19 protein-coding genes are annotated in these 20,979 nt (G+C 40.0%); 5 read left to right on the forward strand and 14 right to left on the reverse strand.

Going from position 1 to position 20,979, the window contains the following annotated elements:
- Nucleotides 1–32: 32 nt before the first annotated feature.
- The gene (locus F1E73_RS08730; protein WP_150451693.1) at nt 33–1,805 is read right to left on the reverse strand and encodes an AMP-dependent synthetase/ligase; all 1,773 of its coding nucleotides are present in this window, start codon (nt 1,803–1,805) and stop codon (nt 33–35) included.
- A gap of 472 nt (nt 1,806–2,277) precedes the next feature.
- On the opposite strand from F1E73_RS08730, the gene F1E73_RS08735 reads away from it, so the two are divergent.
- Nucleotides 2,278–3,384: a glycoside hydrolase family 10 protein gene (locus F1E73_RS08735; RefSeq protein WP_086478347.1), complete on the forward strand. Its 1,107-nt coding sequence runs from the start codon at nt 2,278–2,280 to the stop codon at nt 3,382–3,384.
- Nucleotides 3,385–3,538: 154 nt separating this feature from the next.
- Here the strand turns inward: F1E73_RS08735 and F1E73_RS08740 are convergent, their stop codons facing one another.
- The 5 genes from F1E73_RS08740 to F1E73_RS08755 all read right to left on the reverse strand — a co-directional run bounded on the left by F1E73_RS08740 (nt 3,539) and on the right by F1E73_RS08755 (nt 10,293).
- Complete coding sequence (locus F1E73_RS08740) at nt 3,539–4,090, reverse strand: AAA family ATPase (RefSeq protein WP_317132952.1); 552 nt, start codon at nt 4,088–4,090, stop codon at nt 3,539–3,541.
- A 6-nt stretch (nt 4,091–4,096) separates the two neighbouring features.
- Nucleotides 4,097–4,255 (reverse strand): hypothetical protein, encoded by a 159-nt coding sequence (locus F1E73_RS18055; protein WP_317132953.1) that lies wholly within the window; start codon nt 4,253–4,255, stop codon nt 4,097–4,099.
- Between the two features lie 141 nt (nt 4,256–4,396).
- Nucleotides 4,397–5,212: a class I SAM-dependent methyltransferase gene (locus F1E73_RS08745; protein ID WP_150451694.1), complete on the reverse strand. Its 816-nt coding sequence runs from the start codon at nt 5,210–5,212 to the stop codon at nt 4,397–4,399.
- Nucleotides 5,213–5,479: 267 nt separating this feature from the next.
- Nucleotides 5,480–9,148: a phosphoribosylformylglycinamidine synthase gene (gene purL, locus F1E73_RS08750; protein WP_086478345.1), complete on the reverse strand. Its 3,669-nt coding sequence runs from the start codon at nt 9,146–9,148 to the stop codon at nt 5,480–5,482.
- A gap of 278 nt (nt 9,149–9,426) precedes the next feature.
- The gene (locus F1E73_RS08755) at nt 9,427–10,293 is read right to left on the reverse strand and encodes a cation diffusion facilitator family transporter (protein WP_150451695.1); all 867 of its coding nucleotides are present in this window, start codon (nt 10,291–10,293) and stop codon (nt 9,427–9,429) included.
- Between the two features lie 155 nt (nt 10,294–10,448).
- Here F1E73_RS08755 and F1E73_RS08760 point away from each other — a divergent pair, with 155 nt between their 5' ends.
- A complete protein-coding gene (locus F1E73_RS08760; protein ID WP_150451696.1) occupies nt 10,449–12,257 on the forward strand; it encodes an acyl-CoA dehydrogenase in 1,809 nt (602 codons plus the stop codon).
- 106 nt (nt 12,258–12,363) lie between these two features.
- A complete protein-coding gene (locus F1E73_RS08765) occupies nt 12,364–12,810 on the forward strand; it encodes a hypothetical protein (RefSeq protein ID WP_086478343.1) in 447 nt (148 codons plus the stop codon).
- 91 nt (nt 12,811–12,901) lie between these two features.
- On the opposite strand, the gene F1E73_RS08770 is transcribed toward F1E73_RS08765, so the two are convergent.
- Entirely contained in the window at nt 12,902–14,119 is a 1,218-nt protein-coding gene (locus F1E73_RS08770; protein ID WP_150451697.1) for an RsmB/NOP family class I SAM-dependent RNA methyltransferase, read from the reverse strand.
- A 72-nt stretch (nt 14,120–14,191) separates the two neighbouring features.
- On the opposite strand from F1E73_RS08770, the gene F1E73_RS08775 reads away from it, so the two are divergent.
- A complete protein-coding gene (locus tag F1E73_RS08775; protein WP_150451698.1) occupies nt 14,192–15,223 on the forward strand; it encodes a WD40/YVTN/BNR-like repeat-containing protein in 1,032 nt (343 codons plus the stop codon).
- A 78-nt stretch (nt 15,224–15,301) separates the two neighbouring features.
- Here F1E73_RS08775 and F1E73_RS08780 read toward each other — a convergent pair whose 3' ends face one another.
- Genes F1E73_RS08780 through F1E73_RS08790 form a run of 3 tightly spaced genes read right to left on the reverse strand, consistent with a single transcriptional unit; the run spans nt 15,302 to nt 16,841 of the window.
- On the reverse strand, nt 15,302–15,769 hold the full coding sequence (locus tag F1E73_RS08780) for a hypothetical protein (RefSeq protein WP_140157775.1): 468 nt from the start codon (nt 15,767–15,769) through the stop codon (nt 15,302–15,304).
- A complete protein-coding gene (locus F1E73_RS08785) occupies nt 15,759–16,265 on the reverse strand; it encodes a hypothetical protein (protein WP_086478339.1) in 507 nt (168 codons plus the stop codon). Before F1E73_RS08785 ends, F1E73_RS08780 begins: the two co-directional genes overlap by 11 nt.
- A gap of 33 nt (nt 16,266–16,298) precedes the next feature.
- The gene (locus tag F1E73_RS08790; protein WP_150451707.1) at nt 16,299–16,841 is read right to left on the reverse strand and encodes an RNA polymerase sigma factor; all 543 of its coding nucleotides are present in this window, start codon (nt 16,839–16,841) and stop codon (nt 16,299–16,301) included.
- 235 nt (nt 16,842–17,076) lie between these two features.
- On the opposite strand from F1E73_RS08790, the gene ung reads away from it, so the two are divergent.
- Nucleotides 17,077–17,742, forward strand: coding sequence for a uracil-DNA glycosylase (gene ung, locus F1E73_RS08795; RefSeq protein ID WP_086478338.1), 666 nt, complete (start codon nt 17,077–17,079; stop codon nt 17,740–17,742).
- 58 nt (nt 17,743–17,800) lie between these two features.
- On the opposite strand, the gene F1E73_RS08800 is transcribed toward ung, so the two are convergent.
- The 4 genes from F1E73_RS08800 to F1E73_RS08815 all read right to left on the reverse strand — a co-directional run bounded on the left by F1E73_RS08800 (nt 17,801) and on the right by F1E73_RS08815 (nt 20,960).
- Nucleotides 17,801–18,649 (reverse strand): substrate-binding domain-containing protein, encoded by an 849-nt coding sequence (locus tag F1E73_RS08800; RefSeq protein WP_150451699.1) that lies wholly within the window; start codon nt 18,647–18,649, stop codon nt 17,801–17,803.
- A 100-nt stretch (nt 18,650–18,749) separates the two neighbouring features.
- Entirely contained in the window at nt 18,750–19,622 is an 873-nt protein-coding gene (locus F1E73_RS08805; protein ID WP_086478336.1) for a nucleoside phosphorylase, read from the reverse strand.
- 1 nt (nt 19,623) lies between these two features.
- Nucleotides 19,624–20,556 (reverse strand): DUF1835 domain-containing protein, encoded by a 933-nt coding sequence (locus F1E73_RS08810; RefSeq protein WP_150451700.1) that lies wholly within the window; start codon nt 20,554–20,556, stop codon nt 19,624–19,626.
- Nucleotides 20,557–20,630: 74 nt separating this feature from the next.
- Entirely contained in the window at nt 20,631–20,960 is a 330-nt protein-coding gene (locus F1E73_RS08815) for a translation initiation factor (RefSeq protein ID WP_086478334.1), read from the reverse strand.
- Nucleotides 20,961–20,979: the final 19 nt, after the last annotated feature.

The raw sequence follows: 20,979 nt of genomic DNA on the forward strand, positions 1-20,979 counted from the left end.
GAGCTGAGTATTACTGGATAGTAGGAATTCTTTTAATGTCCGTAGATATCGTTGTAAAGAACCTTGTATTTTTCCTTGATTATTTTTCTTTTCAATTTTAGGGTAGGGGTAAGGTGGCCTTCTTCTATACTCCATACATCGGGAGTTAATCTAAACTGCTTCACTTTTTCCCATTTAGCGAATTTTTCATTGGCCAGGTCTATTTCCTCTTGGTAGCGTGCCAAAACTTTTTCATTGGTTACCAAGTCTTCATTGTCACCTAATTCAATTTGATGAATTTTGGCCCAATCCCTAACAAATGCGAAGTCGGGTTGAATTAGGGCGGCGGGCATTTTCTCGCCTTCTCCCACTACCATGATCTGTTCTATAAATCGGGATTGTTTAAAGCGGTTTTCCAATATTTGAGGGGCTACATATTTTCCACCAGAGGTTTTAAACATCTCTTTCTTTCGGTCTGTGATCTTTAAAAATCCTTCAGAATCTATTTCGCCAATATCTCCAGTATGGAAGTACCCGTTTTCTAACACCTGATCGGTTTTCTCCTTATCCTTATAATAGCCTAGCATTACTTGCGGACCTTTTACACAAATTTCCCCATCTTCGGCTATTTTAACCTCAGTGCGATCCAATAATTTACCAACGGTGCCTATTTTAAATCCGCCGTTGCGCATATCGTTAACGGCAATCACCGGGGAGGTCTCTGTAAGTCCATACCCTTCCATGACTCCCATCTCGGCTGCATTGAATATTCTCGCCAAGCGGGGTTGTAAGGCTGCACTTCCGGAAGCTACCAGCATTAGGTTGCCTCCAAGGCCTTCTTTCCACTTGCTAAAAATCAATTTTCTCGCCAGCTTTAATTGCCACTCGTACCACCATCCGTTTTGTCCGTATGGTTTATATTTTAATCCGACATCGACGGCCCAGAAAAACAGCATTTTTTTAATCCCGGTTAATGCGGTTCCTTTGGCAATGATAGAGTTGTATACCTTTTCCAAAACCCTAGGAACAGCAGTCATAACATGTGGAGCCACTTCCTTGATATTATCGGCAATTTTATCCATGGACTCTGCGTAATGAATGGAGACTCCCATATATTGGTAGAGATAGATTACCATGCGCTCATAGATATGGCATAGGGGTAAAAAACTAAGTCCCGTTGTATTTCCAGGGGTAATGGGAAATCTTTTGGAGCTTTCTATCGCATTACTTACCACATTATCATGGGTTAGCATCACACCTTTAGGCTTTCCTGTGGTTCCTGAGGTGTAAATTAAGGTTGCCAGATCATGTGGCTGTACCGAGTTTTTATGTTCCTCTACCGCTGGCTGATTGGAAGTATCTTCCCCCAATGTTAAAAGTTCGTCCCAGTTTTTACATTCATCCAATTTATCAAAGGAATACACCTCTTTTAAATGGGGCGTATTACCTCTAACAGATGCCAACTTATCGTATACCTCCTTACAAGAAACAAAGCAGTGGCTGGCCTCGGAATGATTAAGAACATATTCATAATCGTTTTCGGAAACGGTAGGGTAGATTGGGACAGTTTGTGCGCCCAATTGCAGAATAGCGATATCCATGATATTCCATTCCGTTCTGTTGTTCATGGATATCAAGGCAATCTTATCATTTGCTTTAATTCCCAATCGGAGCAAAGCTCTACTCATTTGATTTGCCTTGTCCACATACTCTTGGGAAGAAGTGGCAATCCATGTTCCCTGGTATTTGGTTACTAAAGATTTTTTTAGGTTATATTTCTCCAATTGATAATAGGGGAAATCAAAAAGACGGGTAATTTCTTGCATATTTTATAAACTAATGGTTTGGCAAATTAAGGGAATGGACCCATATAATAAAATCACATTCGTAAAAATGGTTATTTATAACTGCTGAATTTACATTATTATTATCAAACCAACCAATATCTGAATCGATAAAAATGGTTATGCTTACCTTAATAATGGGTGATTTTTGGCATGGCAATGGGTTTCTTTGACTAATTATATGGGGTTACCTTAAACAAGTTATGAAGTACATTATTCCCTAAATTACAATTATGTATGATAAATCTTTAGGAGTACACGCCCACATCTATAGATTGGTAATTATAAAGAGTAATTAAGGTAACAAGGGCCTATTATAAACGAATGAAAAATTAATGGATTTTATTTAGAGGACCTATAAAATATAGCGGATTCCACTTTCATTATAGTGGGATTTTTGATTATTTTGAAAACGCATACTTAAATGACATATTTTAACCTTTAAATTACGTATATGAAAAAATTATTTGCCGCCTTGATGGTAGTTTTTACGCTGTATTCTTGCGCGGAGAAATCAAAAATTCCGGTCTATGCATGGACTGGAGGGCCTGGTGAGGCCACCGATCAGGAGTTGCTGAATACCTTTAAGGATTATAAGCAAAAGGGAATTGACGGATTAATGTACAATGGGGGGCAAGATCCAGAAACCTACAAAAGGGTGGGGAAATTGGTAAAGGAAGCCGGATTGGAATTCCATACCTGGGTGCCCACTATGGTACAGGGTGAAAACCCAAAACTAGCCCCGGAACTATATGCAATCAATAGGAATGGTGAATCTGCCTTTGAGAAACCTGCTTATGTTCCCTATTATAAATTTCTCTGCCCTAATAAGGAGGGAACGCATCAATTTTTGGCCGAATTATATGGGAGTATTGCGGATGTAGCGGAAGTAGACGGAATTCATTTAGATTATATCCGCTTTCCTGATGTTATTCTTGCCGAAGGGCTTTGGGACAAGTACGGCTTGGTGATGAATGAAGAGTATCCCGTGGCTGATTATTGCTATTGTGACGACTGTGTTGCAGATTTTAAAGAAGAATCCAGAATAGATATTAAGGAGGTGGAAGATCCTTCCCAAGTTGCCGAATGGAAGCAGTTTAGGTATAATTTGATTACCAATGTGGTAAACAATATCGCCGAAGTAGTTCATGGAAAAGGGAAAAAATTAAATGCTGCTGTTTTTCCAGGTCCCAGTATTTCCAAAAAGCTGGTTAGACAAGAATGGGATAAATGGAATTTGGACGCTGTATATCCTATGAACTATAACGACTTTTACCTAAAAGGTCCAGAATGGGTAGGGGAGGTTACCAAAGAGGAAGTGGCTGCTGTAAACAATCAAAAACCTATTTATAGCGGATTGTTTATATGTCCTACTCCAGAAACTAAAACAGAGGAAAATGATCCTGAAAATCACGGATTACTACCTTCCGAGATAGGCACTGCCATAAGAGCGTCTATGGAAAATGGAGCTACAGGGATTTGCCTATTTACTCCAGAACGTATGACTGCCGAACATTGGGAGGCCCTGGAGAAGGCGATCTATACAAGCTATTCAAAATAAGAATAGGATATAAGCCAACCAAACTGAACTATAGGATTGGGAGGCAAGAACATTAAGTTGATACCAAAAAAGCCCATTGAATCTGGAAAAGAGGACTGCGGGTTTTTTTATTTTTATAGATAAAGGGGTAATGTTTGCAAAAAAACTAAGAACCTTATTTTTGCTCTTTGCTTTCTTCCCTTTCTATAATTAGTTTTTTCACTTCCCTATGGATAATGTCCTGTGCTTCGGCATAGGAAATGTCATATTTCCTTGTAATTTTTCGGAATGCTGTTGGATAGTTGATTAGCAATTCGTCGTAATAACTATCTAGCTCGCTTTTGGAGGGAAGGGTAAACTTTAGCCTTAATTGAAATCGCCGTAAGATGGCCTTATCTATTACCTCCAAATGGTTGGTTGCTGCTATAAGTAGGGTGTCATTGGAAAGATAATCGATTAACTGAATAACCGTATTTACCAAGCGCTTCATTTCTCCAGAATCCTTTTCATCATAGTCTCTTAGTTTTCCCAAAAAATCGAATTCATCTATAAAAAGTACTGCTTTTTCCCTTCGGGCCCGTTGGAAAATATTGGTAACATTCTTAGCTGTTTCTCCTAAGCGGGAAGATACTATTCCCCCTAAATTAAGGATAATGATATCCTTATTTAATCGCTTGGCTATTGCCTTTGCGGTGGCCGTTTTTCCGCATCCTGTATGGCCGTGCAATAATATCTAATTATCGATGGGCAAATCGTACTCCTTTAAAGCTTCAAAATGCTTAAACTCGTTTAATAACTGATTTAAACTTTTCTTGTTCTCTTGGCTAAAATGGATATCATCCAAGGAAAGCTTTATTTCCGTGGATTTGATCAATAAGTCATAAATTCCCATAGAGTCTTTTTGAATATGATTTGATGGATTATACGCCCCAAAGATATTTAAAACCAAGCGTTTTATGGGATATCAGTAACAGGTAGTAAAAAAAAGGGCATTAATGTATTAGAGGGAAAACTATGTGCGACTAACCTTTTATTATTCTGAGGAAGTATTTTTTTTAGTTGCGACTAAGGAATAGACCATTGGAATCTTATTTTCCAGGTGTTTTATTCTGAATTTCCCAGGTGCTATTTCAACGGTATGATTGAAACAATTATAAGGTGAGTAATCAAATTCCTCAAATGCTTTAATTTCTAGTCCCGCCATAAGTAGGTTATGGATCACTTCGCTTAAGCTGTGGTTCCACATTACATACTCCTGTTCAATTCCTGCATTTTTATCGGCATAAGTTCCTTGTTCTGTTTCTACAATTGCTCCTGAGTTGAAGTAATTATAGCCAATTTTTTCAAAATTGTCATCAAACATCCATACTACAGGATGAAATTCTACGAATACAAACTTTCCACCCGGTTTTAGAAATCGAGAAATAATTTCCGACCATTGACTTAAATCGGGTAACCATCCAATGGTTCCATAGCTTGTAAAAACAATATCAAATCGTTTTTTTAAATGTTTTGGTAAATCATATATATCGCAACAAATAAAAGTTGTTTTGGAGTTTGTATCAGCGGCAATTTTCTTGGCAGCCTCAATTGCTTTGTCAGACAGATCTATACCTGTAGCATGTGCTCCTAAACGGCTAAGAGAGATGGTATCTTGACCAAAGTGACACTGCAAATGAAGTATACTTTTACCCTTCACATTGCCCAACAAGTCTAGTTCTATTGATTTTAAGGACGATTTTCCATTTAGAAAACCATTAAGGTCATAGAATGCCGAACTTAAATGTGTTTCTACCCGGCTATTCCAAGAGGCTCTATTTATGGCTTTATAGTTGGTGGTTTTCTTCAATTTATAAGCTGTTTAGAATTCAAATTCCTGAAATATGGATAATTAAGAACTAGGCGTATATATGATCAATCAACGTTCATAAAACCTAGAAATGAAAAATCAGGAACTTTTAAAAGTAATGATTTTTCGGTCATAAACTATTTAAGAAATATGGTAAATATTCGGTAAAACTAAGTTTACTGAACAACATCAACTAGGCTCTAAAAATAAATTACCCCGAAGGAAATGTCCAACGGGGTAATTTGTATTAAAATTGATAAATGAGAATTACTTAGCGTTCTTCTCCAACCATTTTCTAGCGTTTACAAATGCTTCTAACCAAGGAGAAACTTCATCTTTTCTATCCTTGGGGTAGTAAGGCCAGTTCCATTGGAATATAGACCGTTCTATATGGGGCATGGTAACTAAATGTCTCCCAGTCTTATCACACATCATGGCAGTATTGTAATCACTGCCATTGGGATTTGCCGGATATCCTTCATAGCCGTATTGGGCTACAATCTGATAGTTTTCCTGCGATAGGGGTAGGCTAAATTTCCCTTCCCCATGAGATATCCAAACTCCTAGTTTGGCACCTTCTAAGGTAGAAAGCATCACAGAGTTATTTTTCTGGATGGTCACGGAACTAAATCCGCTCTCGTGCTTTTTGGAATCGTTATAGGTCATTTTACCATGGGTTTCATGATCTGGGTTGATCAACTCCAATTCCATGAATAATTGACAGCCATTACAGATCCCAACAGATAAGGTGTCTGGTCTATCAAAGAATGCCTTCAATGCTTTGTTGGCTTTTTCGTTGTACTTAAACGCTCCAGCCCAACCTTTGGCACTTCCCAATACATCGGAGTTAGAGAATCCGCCTACAGCGCCAATAAATTGAATATCCTCCAAGGTTTCTCTACCTGATATTAAGTCGGTCATATGAACGTCCTTAACATCAAATCCGGCCAAATACATAGCGTTGGCCATTTCTCGTTCAGAATTACTTCCTTTTTCCCTCAAAATTGCTGCTTTCGGTCTATTTCCAGCGGCAGGTATTTGTGGTGCTTTTCCATCAAAATGAGATGGGAAGCTATATTTTAAAGGCTGCTTCTTATAGTTGTCATAACGATCTTTCGCCAAATTATTGGCTGTTTGTCGTTGATCTAACAAGTAGGAGGTTTTAAACCAAGTATCCCTTAATGATTCGATATTCAGCCCTAATTCCACCTCATTATTCTTAATGGTTAGCGTGGCTTCTTCGGTAACAGAACCAATATTATAAAAGGTGATTCCGGCTTCCTTAAGTACCGCTTCTACGGAGGCGTCCTTTGCCTGGAAAACGATTCCTGAATTTTCGGCAAATAACACCTTAATGGTATCGGCTTCCGAGATAGGGCTTAAATCTAAATTAGCACCTAGTTGTTGATCTGCAAAACAGAGTTCTAAGAGCGTAGTAATTAAACCGCCTGAGGCCACGTCATGCCCAGCAAGGATTTTCCCATCCCCAATTAAGGTTTGTATAGTGTTAAAGGTGTTTTTAAAGTTCTGGGCGTTCAGTACGGAAGGTGCTTCGTTGCCAATAGTATTGAAAACTTGAGCAAAAGAAGATCCGCCTAATTTGTGACTATCTTCCGATAAGTTGATATAATAAATATCTCCTCCATTTTTTTGTAAAACGGGCTCCACTACCTTATTAATATCGTTACAGTTGGCAGCAGCGGAGATGATTACTGTTCCGGGTGCAATTACCTCATCGTTCTTATAACGCTGTTTCATAGAAAGCGAATCTTTCCCGGTAGGTACATTAATGCCCAATGCGATAGAAAAATCGGAAACCGCAGATACCGCTTCATACAATCTGGCATCTTCCCCTTCATTGTTACACGGCCACATCCAGTTTGCGGATAATGAAACAGAAGAGAGTCCGTCTTTTAACGGCGCCCAAACAATATTGGTTAAGGCTTCTGCTATACTGTTTTTGCTTCCAGCGGTAGGGTCTATTAATCCGGAAATGGGGGAGTGCCCAATAGAGGTTGCAATTCCTTCCTTTCCTTTAAAATCTAAGGCCATTACACCGCAATTGTTCAAGGGTAGTTGAAGAGGTCCTACACATTGTTGCTTGGCAACTCTTCCTCCCACACAACGGTCTACCTTGTTGGTAAGCCAATCCTTGGAGGCAACTGCTTCTAACTGAAGTACGTTCTCCAAGTACTCGTGGAAATGCTCCAAAGAATAAGAAGGAGCAGCGTACTCCCTATTAATGGTAGTATCTGTCATAATGGTCTTTGGAGAGCTTCCAAACATGTCGGAAAGGTCCAAGTCCATTGGTTTTTCACCTGTAGTGCTAGATTCGAAGGTAAAACGTTTATCGCCAGTGACCTCTCCTACTTTATACATGGGGGATCTTTCCCTATCTGCAATACGTTGCAGCATGTCTATGTCTTGCTTCCCGATTACCAATCCCATTCTCTCTTGGGATTCGTTCCCAATGGTTTCCTTAGCCGATAAGGTAGGATCTCCCACAGGGAGTTTATCCAAATCTATCTGTCCGCCTGTGTCTTCCACTAATTCGGAAAGACAGTTTAAATGCCCTCCAGCACCGTGATCGTGAATTGAAACAATAGGGTTGTTTTTTGCCTCTACCATACCCCTAATAGCATTGGCGGCCCTTTTTTGCATTTCAGGGTTAGAACGCTGAATGGCGTTTAGTTCAATCGTTGAACCAAATTCTCCGGTATTGGCACTGGAAACTGCAGCACCACCCATCCCAATTCGGTAGTTGTCACCACCAAGGATAACTATCTTATCCCCAGATTTTGGTTCGTCCTTCAACGCTTGCTCTGCTTTTCCATATCCTATTCCACCAGCCTGCATTATTACTTTGTCGAAACCTAATTTACGAGCGTCCTCTTCATGTTCAAATGTGAGTACCGAACCGGCAATTAAAGGCTGACCAAATTTATTTCCGAAATCTGAAGCTCCGTTAGAGGCTTTTATCAGGATGTCCATAGGGGTTTGGTATAACCACTCCCTTTCTTCCATAGCCTTCTCCCAAGGTCTGTTTTCTTCCAACCTGGAGTAAGCGGTCATGTACACTGCCGTACCTGCCAAGGGAAGTGATCCTTTACCACCAGCAAGACGGTCGCGTATTTCACCCCCTGCACCAGTAGCTGCCCCGTTAAAGGGTTCTACCGTTGTAGGGAAGTTATGGGTTTCCGCTTTTAGCGAAATCACAGAATCGAATTCGCTTTCTTCATAGAAGTCGGGCTTGTCTGCAGATTTCGGGGCAAATTGTACCGCTTTAGGCCCTTTAATAAAGGCCACATTATCTTTATAGGCCGATACTATATCCCCGGGATTCTCCTTGGAGGTCTTTTTAATTAGCTGGAATAGGGAGGACGGCTTTTCTTCCCCATCTATAATAAAGGTGCCGTTAAATATCTTATGTCTACAGTGTTCGGAGTTAACCTGACTAAATCCAAAAACTTCGGAATCGGTTAGTTTACGTCCAATCTTCTGAGACATTTGCTCTAGGTATTCCACTTCCTCCTCGTTTAAGGCCAAGCCTTCCTGCTCATTGTAGGCAGCAATGTCCTCTATCTCCAAGATAGGGGCAGGCTGAACGTCTACCTTAAAAATATCCTGATCTAAGGAACTGTATTTTTGAGACAGCATGGGGTCGTAGTCTTTAAACTCCTTGGTAGAAGCTACAAACTCCTCAATTCTTATTATCCCGGATATCCCCATGTTTTGGGTGATTTCCGTGGCATTGGTACTCCATGGAGTAATCATGGCTGCCCTAGGACCAACAAAAAAGGCGTCTAAGGACGCCGCTATTATTTTGGGCTGATTACCAAACAACCAGCTAAGTTTTAAAATATCTTCCTGTAACAGATCTTGCTTGGTTTGTACCGCAAATACTTTGGTGTCGAGGTCTCCGAAGAAATGAATCATCTAGTTTATAAATTGTATGATTAAGAAAGGCACAAATTTACGGTTTTAAACTGTAATTTTTAAGGGGATTGATCAACAGTTTTTTAGGGTAGTTGGTAATAAATGGAAAAGTGGGGTGAAAAGGGGGATTTTGATGACGTTCTTTATACCAAATCGGCTTGGAATTCTTCTCTCAGTTTCTACAATTTATTGGTTTCCTCATTTTGGAGGGATGCCTAGGATTTAGGACTCAGGAAGAACCTTTCAGTATACAATCAAAAGGGAGGCAACTTTAGGTATTATTTAGGTTCAATATGGATTAATACGTTATCTAGATTCGGTATTTTACTCATCAGGGTGTCTTTTAGTAGGTGGGATATAGCGTGACCTTCCGTTACGCTTATTTTCCCATCAACCAAGGCATGAAGATCTACATGGTATCTAGTGCCTGTCTTTCTTACAAAGCATTTTTCGGTTCCCAGAACCCCTTTTACACCTGCCGAAACTACTCTTATCTCCTCAATCAGGTCGTCGTACCTATGTTCGTCCATCACCTCACCTAATGCAGGACGGAATATCAAATAGCTATTGTAAATAATGAAGCCGGCCGCAAATAAGGCTGCCCAATCATCGGCAGTTTCAAAGCCATCCCCTAATAAGAGGGCAATGGAGATACCTATAAACGCCATTACCGAGGTGATGGCATCACTTCTATGGTGCCAAGCATCCGCTTTTAGGGAGGAGCTGTTGGTAGCAATACTTTTTTTGAGCACAAGTCTAAAGGATACTTCCTTCCATACAATGATACCCGCTAGGACTGCCAAGGTCCACGGCTTAGGGGGTAAGTGAGGGGTTTGTATATTCTGTATACTGGTGTAGGCGATTAAACCTGCTGATAATAGTAAAAAACCAACTACCATAAAGGTAATAAGGGGTTCTATTTTACCATGGCCATAAGGGTGGTTTTCGTCTGCTGGTCTTTTGGCATACTTTAAGCCAAAAAGCACCAAGAGGGAAGAGAATATATCGGTGGTAGACTCTATAGCATCCGCTATTAACGCATAAGAGTTTCCAAAAAAGCCTGCCAAGGCCTTTATAATTGCCAATAATAAACTCCCGGCAATACTAAAATAAATGGTCTTTATGGCTTTATTTTCGTTCTTCAATCCTGAATAGTGAGTTTTAATCCCCAAAGATAGCGGACTTAATTGATATAGTACCTTAGATTTTTATGCTTGCAAGGGAATGATAGGAGAAGGGATCAGATTTGGATCGATTATATTTTATCTTAGTAAGGATATTAACCAAACCAATCTATACTATGGCAGCGCAATACATCGATTTTCTGACCCTAAAATATTTATTGGACAAGGTACACGGACTTCCCTCCTTGTTACAATTGGAGCGGTATCAGGATCACAATATGGAATCCATGGAGTTGTTTTTGGATGCGGTAAAGGAATTTTCCGATCGTGAACTGTTTCCGTTTTTTAGAGAGATGGACCAATTTCCTGCCGAGTTTAGGGAGGGGGAAGTGATGGTGCATAAGCAGGTGGGGGTGATAATGAAGAAGGGGGGAGAAATGGGTTTAATCTGTGGTCCTTTCGATTATGAGATAGGCGGATTGCAGCTACCATTTATAGTACATACAGCAGCTATGTACGTGATGGATGCGGCTAATAATCACCTCCCCGGACACCTCACCTTAACCTTGGGAGCTGCGGAGCTAATCACCCATTTTGGTAATAGCGATCTAAAGGAAACCTATATCTCAAAAATGCTGTCGGGCGAGTGGGGAGGTACTATGTGCCTCACAGAACCCGATGCTGGCAGCTCCTTGTCGGATATTACTACCAAGGCCATACCCCAGCAGAAGGGGTATCATCTGATAAAGGGGCAAAAAATATTTATTTCCGGGGGCGATTACCCCTATGTGGAAAATATTGTTCACCTGGTATTGGCCCGTATAGAAGGAGCACCCGCAGGTACCAAGGGAATTTCTTTATTTGTAGTGCCAAAATTACGGCTAGAGGGCGGCGAGCTTGTAAAAAACGATGTAAGCACTTTGGCCGATTTTGAGAAAATGGGGCAACGTGGTTTTGCTACCACGCATTTGGGGTTTGGGGACCATAATAACTGTAGGGGATGGTTGGTAGGAGAAGCACACCAGGGATTAAAATATATGTTCCAAATGATGAACGACGCTCGGATTGGGGTAGGTAGGGGAGCTGGAGCAATAGCGATGGCGGCTTACCAGGCCTCACTCGCCTACGCAAGAGAACGTACACAAGGCAGAAAACTCCGTAGTTCTGGCAAAAAAGACCCTATGGAGAAACCGTGTTTAATAATAGAACACCCAGATGTAAGGCGCATGTTGTTACTGCAAAAGACAATTGCCGAAGGTTCCTTAGGTCTCATATTGTTGGCCGCAAAGTATCACGATCTAGCGCTTGCCAAAAAAGATTCTGAGACTAAAAAGAAGTACGAATACCTTTTGGAAATTATAACGCCCATTGTAAAAACATATCCCTCCGAGGCAGGAGCAAGGGCAGTAAGTAACGGACTTCAGGTGCTGGGGGGCTATGGTTTCTGCTCAGATTATATACTGCAACAATATTACAGGGATATTCGGATTTATAGTATTTACGAGGGAACAACGGGAATACAGTCTCAGGACCTCTTGGGGCGCAAGGTACTTATGGATAATGGGAAAGCTTTGGAGTTTTTGCTAAATGAAATACATACTACCATTACCGAGGCAATTGCCATGGATTCGTTAATTCCCTATGCTAAAATATTAGGTGATAAAATTAAGTTGATACAAGAGGTAACCGCCTATTTAATGCCTATTGCCAAACAAGGAGATTATGAACGTTTTCTAGCGGATGCCACGGTGTTTATGGAATTTATGGGGAATTTAGTGCTTGGTTGGGTATGGCTAGATATCGCGTTAAAAGCCGAATCCGACCTGCGAGCTAAGGACAAAACCTATTCTACCCCATTCTATCAAAGTAAAATTCACGCTATGAAGTTTTACTTTAAGTACGAGTTGATAAAAACCAATGCACTAGCTGATATCATAATGCATAAAGATGGGTTAACCCTAAAAGCTGGGGGAGATTATTTTTAAAGTACATAGTTTGTTGAGGAAGTAGGTAGGGTTTTTTCTCTTTTAGTTGTTTCATATACAAATCAACGCTTCGAACGGGAAGGTTCGAAAAATAATAATTACAATTATGAAGAGAATTAATTTTTTATCATTGTTGAGTCTGTTATTCATAACAGTTGGTGCTTTTGCCCAAGAAAAAGATACGGATGAAAAAGATAGCCCATCTTACTATGAGCAGCGTGGTATGGAAGATGCAGAGTATGAACAATCCCTACAATTGGCTGAAGCAGAGGAAGAGGAGTTTTGGGAAGAGCAGAAGGCATATGAGCGGAAACTTAAGAAGCGCAACAGAAAAGCCTATAAAGCTTATCTAAAAGGTAAAAGAGACGCTTATGCGGAGCACAGGCAGCATTGTAACGCTCACTGTCACCACAGTAGCCATTACCACAGTCATGCTTCTTTCTACTATTACCATAATGCGCACTACCGCCCTCATAGGCCTTATAGAGGAACTACTATAAGAACAGGGGTTGGGGTGAGAATGCCCAATGCTATTATACGAGTTGGAATTTAATAGGTGTATAACCTGAGAAGGTTTTTACATAGCCTTATAAACAAACGATCCCCGATGTTTGCATCGGGGATCGTTTGTTTTAGTGGCATCCTTATGCGGGATTCTTCTCTAATTGCGCCATATAGAATCCGTCGTAGCCTGTTTTGGAGGCATAGATTTTGGTATCCTTAATTAGGCTAAAATCTTTTCCAGCCTCAGACCCAAGGAATTTCTTTACCTGCAGGATGTTTTCCTGCGGTAGGATAGAACAGGTGGCATAAACTAGCTTACCGCCAGGTTTAACGATGCGACTGTAATCTTGTAGAATATCTTGCTGGGTACCCATAATTTTTTCAAGAAATTCTGGTTGCAATTTCCATTTTGCATCTGGGTTTCTCTTAAGCACACCAAGTCCGGTACAAGGAGCGTCTATAAGTACGCGATCTGCGGTATTGGTTAACTTCTTAATTACCTTGGTGGTTTCAATAAGTCTGGTTTCCACATTGTGTGCCCCAGCTCTCTTGGCTCTTCTTTTAAGCTCTTTTAGCTTATTTCCATAGATGTCCAAGGAAATCAATTGCCCCTTATTCTCCATTAAGGCAGCTAGGTGGAGAGTTTTGCCTCCTGCACCAGCACAAGTATCCACAACTCGCTGTCCGGGTTGTATATCCAAAAACGGAGCTACCAATTGTGACGATGCATCCTGTACTTCAAACCAGCCCATTTTAAAGGGTTCGGTGATAAATACATTGCTTCGCTCAACCAGTTTTAAGGCATCTGGGTATCCTCGTAAACTTTCCGTTTCTATCCCAGCTTCACGAAGTGAATTCTTTAGGGTTTCCTTATCGGTTTTTAAAGTGTTTACGCGAAGGATAACGTCGGCTTGCTGATTTAGAGCTGCAATTTCCTTGGTCCACAGGTCTTCTCCTAGGGCTTTAACGGCCATCTCGTCCATCCAGTCTGGAACGGATTCCCTAAATTTTCTGATTTTGGAAAGTTCATCAAACTTACCTTTAATCCTTCTTTCAGGGGTTGGTTCTATTTGCTTCCAATCTGGAAGTCGAATTCCTTTTAGAACTGCCCAAACAGCAAACATTCTAAATAGGTTGGGCCTACTGTATGGCGCCTTTACCTCGGCAATTTCTGCATAAAGCCTTTTCCAACGCACCATATCATAGGTGGTTTCGGCTATAAAACCTCTATCCCGTGCGCCCCAGCGCTTATCGTATTTTAGTACTTTTTCTACTACCTTATCTGCATATTCGCCCTCATTAAATATAAGATTAAGGGCATCAACAACTGCAAATACTAGATTTCTGTGTAATCGCATTTATAAAAAATTAAGATTGCAAAGGTATTGTATTAGAAGCTATTCCTATTATTTTTACTAAAAATTATGAGCATGACCAGATTTATCCCTGTTTTGTTACTATTGCTGATGGTTTCCTGTGCGCAAAAGGAAGAGTCAAAGGTTTTTACTTCAGTAGATATTAAAACTGTTTTAACCGATTCATTAAGCATCAGAGCTATAGAATTGATGGATGGTAAAAGCTTGGCCTTTGCTGCCAATAAAGGTGCCTTTGGTTTATTAGACCTTGAAAGTGAACATGCAAGGGTAAATACCCAGATGTACGATTCCGTTGCTCCAGAGTTTAGAGCAGTGGCACATACCGCTACGGACTTTTTTATGCTTTCTGTTGGCAATCCGGCCCTGTTATATAAAACAGGTGATACGGGCTCTATGGAGTTGGTGTATAAGGAGGAGGACGATAAGGTGTTCTACAATGCCATGACTTTTTGGAATAATAGGGAGGGGATTGCAGTTGGGGATAGTATGGAGGGCTGTCTTTCAATAATAATTACGCGAGACGGAGGTATTAGCTGGAAAAAATTAGCCTGCTCGTCTCTTCCAAAAGCCAAAGAAGGTGAAGGAGCCTTTGCAGCTAGTAATACCAACATAAAGGTGATGGGAGACAAAACCTGGATTGCTACAACTACTGGGAATATTTATTATTCAGGAGATAAAGGAAGGTCTTGGGAAATTATTTCTACTCCCATTCTTAGTGAGAAATCAACCCAAGGAATCTTTTCCGTTGATTTTTATGACGAAAAAACAGGGTTTATAATAGGTGGGGACTATACGGATCCAGAGAGCAATCTAAAAAATAAGGCAGTTACTTTTGATGGGGGGAAAACGTGGAATTTGGTTGCTAGTGGTAACTTACCGGATTATAGAAGTTGTGTACAATATATTCCCAACTCTGAGGGAAAAGAATTAGTGGCAATCGGATTTAAGGGGATTGCCTATTCCCATGATAGTGGAGAAAACTGGAAGCAGCTATCCGATGAGTCATTTTATACCCTACGTTTTTTAAATGATTCCGTAGCCTATGCAGCTGGGGCAAATAGAATTGCTAAATTAACCTTTAAGTAAGTGGGCAAGTTTTATGGATAAAACATAAATAGCAATTATTTACAAAAATCCTTCTTGATTTCTGAGGGTTGAGACTGATTAGTTATCTGCTCCCGAATCTTCCCCGCGTTTCTTTCTATATTGCCTTATCAACTGTCGTTTAAAGGCTTCTTCCGACTGCAAAAGAATGATGGTCTTTTTTGCAGAGATAGTGTTAGAGACCCGCTCTACATACGCCTTGTGTGCACGGTGTTTTTCTTCCTCTAATTTTTTCATCTGATTTAAGAGCGCATCTGCCTCCTTTGAAGAAAGTGCATCCAAATTCTTTATTTTGTCTTTAATTTCCTGATGCTCCTTTTTATGAAATTCAATTTTTTGGGCCTCATATTCGTTATAGAGGGGCCAAAAGTCTTGTGCTTCCTTCGGGCTAAGGGTTAGGCGCTCTGTGATAAAAGCAATCTTATAGGATTTTATCTTATCCCAATCATGCTTTCCTTGGGCATTTGAAGCCACAAGGGTCATCAACCAAAAAACGGGTAGTACTATGCGTATTTTTTTAATCATCATTGTTCCAATTTAATTCTTCCAAATCCACTATGTTGGCACTTAAATATTCTATTACACTTTCCTGGTCTAGTTGGTTATCCGGTAGGGCACTTAACTCCAAATCGTTGTCTAGGAACATTTCTGTGAGCTCATAGGATGAACCACCCCAACCATCTAATTCCAAGTAGTTTTCTATATCGGTAATAGCCAAGATATTCTCATTATTGTTGGCTGTTTTATTCCATGGGAAACTAAGCATTATAAGGAGTATTGCTGCAATAGAGGCGGCTGCATAATACCATCTTTTTAATGATCTAACGGGAACCTCCTTCTCTGTTTCTATCTTAAGAAGGATTTTGTCAGTGAGCGTATTAAAATACCCTTCTGGTAATTTAAAGTCCTCGTTTTCGGTACTATTTACCTTCTCCATTTGCATTTTGGAGAATACCCTATCGGTGAGGGTGTCAAAATAGCCTTCGGGAACGTTAAAACCACTATGTTCATTAACTTGTTTCATGCTTTTATTTAGACCTTATTTTGGGCAGAAGGTTTAATGCTCCATTAAATATGCCTCAATCTTCTTTGTTGCCAAATGATAGGATGCCTTTAATCCACCTACGGAGGTTTCCAATATCTCTGAAATTTCTTCGTATTTAAGTTCCTGGAAATACTTCATATTGAATACTAGCTTCTGTTTTTCGGGAAGTTTGGCAATTGCCTGTTGCAATCTCAATTGTATTTCGTCGCCATCAAAATACACGTCAGCCTTTAAATTCCCTAAGGTGTAATCCATTAACTCCTCATTGCTAATTTTTAATTTCTGGGCTTCCAACTTTAAAAATCGCAAGGCCTCATTAGTGGCAATTCTATACATCCAAGTATACAATTTGCTCTCACCTTTAAAGCCCTCAATGTTCCTAAAAATTTTAATGAAAGTGTTTTGTAACACATCGTCTGTATGGTCATGATCTAGTACAATCCTTCTAATGTGCCAATACAATTGTTCTTTATAGGTGTTCACCAAGATTTCAAAAGCCTTTGAGCGGGTGCCTTCTTGCTTTAATTGCAATACCAAAACTTCTTCTGCAATCACCATGTATTAACTTGAGTTCTATTGTTGGACTCCAAAAAAGCAAAAAGGTTTATTCTGCTTCCTAATTATTATTTATTCCAAGTACAACAAGATAAGATAGTTTTCCTTAGCTTCCTAAACTTAGGGTACGCCATAAATTTGTCATTGGTCAAATTTTGTTAGATTAGCGGATTCATATTTTAAGGGGTTACTGCCTAAAGCCCTTCTTAATTTTAAAAAACATATTTGACTGCTTATGTATGGTAACCTAGATCCTAATTGGCATCAGCTATTGAATAGCGAGTTTAACCAACTTTATTTTAGGGAGCTTCAATCATTTGTTAGGAAGGAGTACACGGAGCACCAGTGCTTTCCGCCAGAGTCGCAGATCTTCGCGGCCTTTAATCACTGCTTGTTAAAAGATACCAAAGTGGTATTAATAGGGCAGGACCCTTATCACGGACAAGGTTTGGCTAACGGACTTTGTTTTTCCGTAAATGATGGAATGCCACACCCACCTTCATTGGTGAATATATTTAAGGAACTCAAAGAAGACCAGCAAAAACCAATTCCGGAAAGCGGTAATTTGGAAAAATGGGCAAAACAGGGTGTATTATTACTAAATGCTACGCTAACGGTAAGGGCCCATCATGCCGGAAGCCATCAGGGAAAGGGATGGGAAACCTTTACAGATGCCGTCATTTCTAAATTATCGCAGGAGAAAACTGGTTTGGTGTTTTTATTATGGGGTGGGTATGCAAAGAAAAAAATAAAATTAATAGACGCCCAAAAGCACCATGTATTAACCTCGGGACATCCTTCACCACTTAGTGCTAATAGGGGGTATTGGTTTGGAAACAAGCATTTTGGGAAAACCAATGAGCTTTTAGTGAAAAGTGGTTTGCAGCCTATAGATTGGTAGAAAACTCCTGATAAAAACAGTCCATAGCGCTACTAAGCGTTATGGACTGGTGTTTTCTTTAACTGTGTATCACTGAGCTATGCGGTAAGACTCCTTCTATAAGTTTTAGATTTAACAAGGTGTCCTGAACCGATTTCAAAGTGGTTTCATCCAATTTTTTCTGACTCCATCTAGTAAGGGAAAGCCAGTGCTGAATATCCTCTAGCTGCTGCCCATAGTTGTTGGATAGGGTTTTGTCTATGCTCGGAATATTTTTAAAATCTTCCGTGTAGGTGTTTATTACCTCGAGTATGTGTTGTAAAATGCCAGAATTATCGGTTATAAATGCATCTGTAGCAGCTACCACAAAACACGGCCATGGGGTAGGACAGTCTGTAATTCTTTTAAATATCTGTTGATCTACCAATGGCTTTGTGGTAAAACGTTCCCACATAAAATAGTCGGCCGTTCCTTTGGTAAGAGCAGCTACTGCTCCTTCTAGATTATCTACCACCTTAAACTTAAGATCCTCGGTGTTCCAGCCAATATTTTGTGCGTTTACATAAGCCATTAAATGACTGCCACTGCCAAACCTGCTAATAGCAGCTGTTTTCCCTTGCAGATCTTCCAAGCTGTTAAATGCACTGCCATGGGCAACGTGAATGCCCCATAATAGGGGACTGGCAATATATTCTTGAACAATTTTCACGGGATTGCCTTCAGAAATACTTTTCACTACCCCTTCGGTTAGAATAATGGCTAAATCTGCAGTTCCCTCCTGTAGCATTTGAGCCATTTTTCCTGTTCCTTCCGGAATATCTGTCCACTCTAAGTCGATTCCCCTAGATTTAAATGCGCCTTCCTCAATGGCCAAATGCCAAGGGAAATTAAAATGTTCAGGAACACCTATTATGTTTATCTTTTTCAAAATGATGTGTGTTTGGAAGTTTGTACTAAATTAAAGTACTACAAAGATACCAATGCTTTCTTAAATAAATCCATTAAATCCCTAGTAGCGATGCGGGATATCAATTTTCTAAAATGCGCTCTAGGGCATAGGTAACAAGATTTTGGGTTGCTTTTTGGGGATCCTTGGAAAACTCTCCGGTAGTTCTATTGGCTAGAATGCAATTAAGTGAAACGGCTCTATGGCCTAATAGCTTGGCAAGTCCGTAAATACCGGCAGTTTCCATTTCCATATTGGTTATCTGCATGCCTTGGTAGTCAAAACTACCTATTTTCTGATTCATCTCGGCGTCTTGTAAGGGCAAGCGCAATACCCTACCTTGGGGACCGTAGAAGCCCACATTAGTGGCTGTGAAACCAGAAATCATCTGCTTGCCGGTAAACTTTTTCGCTAATTCCTCATCACAACGAACCACATAGGGGGTAGATTTATCCTTTAACCAATTGCAATGCGCTAAAAACGCCTGTTGAATAGCGGGATGCTGTACATGTTCACTATCATAAAAATGAAGGAGACTATCCAAGCCTATTGCATAATCGCTCATTATAAAGGAATGTAGTGGAATATTTGGTTGTATAGCACCTGAAGTCCCAATACGAATGATATCTAATTGGGTTTTTTCCTTTTTAACCATTCTGCTGTTGAAATCTATATTTACCAACGCATCCAATTCGTTAAGGACAATATCAATATTATCGGTTCCGATGCCCGTGGAAATTACGGTTATCCATTTTTTGCCGATCCTCCCGGTGTGGGTACAGAATTCCCTTTTAATTTTACTGACCTCCAAGGTGTCAAAATATCGGGATATTAACGGAACGCGTTCGGGGTCACCCACCGTAATAATGGTGGTAGCAAGTTCTTCGGGATGTAGGTTAAGGTGGTAAACACTATTATCGGCGTTTAGCACAAGCTCTGAGGCAGTAAGTTGCATGCTATAACTTTAGAATTCTGTTTGTTTTGGAGTTGTACAGAAAACCATATTTTAAAGCTCCCCCCAAGAATACATCGTTGTCCTGTATGCAGGAATAATAACTGGTATTGCCCAAGAGTATTTCATTTCCAGTCTTAGATAATGTAACTGGCTTAAAGGATAGGAATAGGGGTTTTAATTTATCAATGAGTCGGGTATATTGGGTATCCCCAAAACCATAGAATCCTTGGTTGTTAAGTACTGTGGTCAATAATTCGGATTTTGATTTAGGCTTAGTGCTGTTGGCCAATCGAAGGATGTTATTTTCCACTTCGTTCAATCCGTTTTCTATGGTAGGAAAACGCATCAAATGCGCTCTAATGGCCGATTCCAAATAGGTAAATTGGAAATTGCTGAAATCCTTTAAGTTCTCCAAACGAATTGGATTATCGCTACAATAGAGCTGCCAAACATAATCTGCATACTCCACATCGTCCTGGGTTAGGAAGGTACGCTTTTCGTATAACTTCAAAACTTCCTCATCGCTCAGCTCATTTAAGCTATAAAGCTTGTCCGATGCATCTTCTTTTCCACTACACACCAAGGAGATCTCAGCAAAAGGCCTATTGGTCTTTAACCAAGAGATAACAGCTAGCATATTGATTTGGCAAAATAGATCGTATTCAAACCACAGCACAATTTGATCTTGATATTTATGGTTGCACAGGGAGCGATATTCCTTTAGGGTTTTTTCAATAAACCAGGATTTGGTTACCTTATAATTTTTGTTTAAAAACTCAAATCTGGTTTTCCAAAAGGATTCACTGCCTACATTGGATTCGGTCTTGCCTTCGCACAACATTTCGCGCCAGGTAATAATTTCCCCGCCAAGTTTAAGGCCTTGCAGTTTTTTGGTGAAATTATCACCGTTTGTGATGTGTAATTGGGAACTCATTTTCATTGGTAGTTTAGGTTGTAACTATTAAATGTAACATAATATCTTAATATCATGAAATAATTAACAAAATTCTAACCTCCCACACGCTTTACCTTAAACCCCTTATTTTTAAGCAATTCCATGATTTTATCCCTGAAATCCCCCTGTATGATTATGGTGTCGCCCTTTACGGAACCACCCACACTAAGTTTGGTTTTTAATTCCTTAGCGAGCTTTTTAAAATCACTGTCTGCTCCGTTATACCCTTCTAATATAGTGATGGGTTTTCCCTTTCGCTTTTCATATTTACAGATAATGGGGTCGTCCTGCAACCAAATCCCATTTTCTTCCTGCTTTTCGTCCTCACTTTCTTCGACCTGATGATCGGGAAATAAATTTTTAAGTTGGTCTTTTAAGTCCATCTTCTACTGACTACGTTAT

It is taken from the genome of Arenibacter lacus (genome assembly GCF_008711145.1).
Classification (GTDB): Bacteria; Bacteroidota; Bacteroidia; order Flavobacteriales; family Flavobacteriaceae; genus Arenibacter; species Arenibacter amylolyticus.

Bases quoted from the DNA above. Each gene is read 5' to 3' on its own strand.
- F1E73_RS08730 (WP_150451693.1), bottom strand. From the start codon at position 1,805: ATGCAAGAAATTACCCGTCTTTTTGATTTCCCCTATTATCAATTGGAG.
- F1E73_RS08735 (WP_086478347.1), top strand. From the start codon at position 2,278: ATGAAAAAATTATTTGCCGCCTTGATGGTAGTTTTTACGCTGTATTCT.
- F1E73_RS18055 (WP_317132953.1), bottom strand. From the start codon at position 4,255: ATGGGAATTTATGACTTATTGATCAAATCCACGGAAATAAAGCTTTCC.
- purL (WP_086478345.1), bottom strand. From the start codon at position 9,148: ATGATTCATTTCTTCGGAGACCTCGACACCAAAGTATTTGCGGTACAA.
- F1E73_RS08760 (WP_150451696.1), top strand. From the start codon at position 10,449: ATGGCAGCGCAATACATCGATTTTCTGACCCTAAAATATTTATTGGAC.
- F1E73_RS08765 (WP_086478343.1), top strand. From the start codon at position 12,364: ATGAAGAGAATTAATTTTTTATCATTGTTGAGTCTGTTATTCATAACA.
- F1E73_RS08770 (WP_150451697.1), bottom strand. From the start codon at position 14,119: ATGCGATTACACAGAAATCTAGTATTTGCAGTTGTTGATGCCCTTAAT.
- F1E73_RS08775 (WP_150451698.1), top strand. From the start codon at position 14,192: ATGACCAGATTTATCCCTGTTTTGTTACTATTGCTGATGGTTTCCTGT.
- F1E73_RS08780 (WP_140157775.1), bottom strand. From the start codon at position 15,769: ATGATGATTAAAAAAATACGCATAGTACTACCCGTTTTTTGGTTGATG.
- F1E73_RS08785 (WP_086478339.1), bottom strand. From the start codon at position 16,265: ATGAAACAAGTTAATGAACATAGTGGTTTTAACGTTCCCGAAGGCTAT.
- ung (WP_086478338.1), top strand. From the start codon at position 17,077: ATGTATGGTAACCTAGATCCTAATTGGCATCAGCTATTGAATAGCGAG.
- F1E73_RS08805 (WP_086478336.1), bottom strand. From the start codon at position 19,622: ATGCAACTTACTGCCTCAGAGCTTGTGCTAAACGCCGATAATAGTGTT.
- F1E73_RS08810 (WP_150451700.1), bottom strand. From the start codon at position 20,556: ATGAGTTCCCAATTACACATCACAAACGGTGATAATTTCACCAAAAAA.
- F1E73_RS08815 (WP_086478334.1), bottom strand. From the start codon at position 20,960: ATGGACTTAAAAGACCAACTTAAAAATTTATTTCCCGATCATCAGGTC.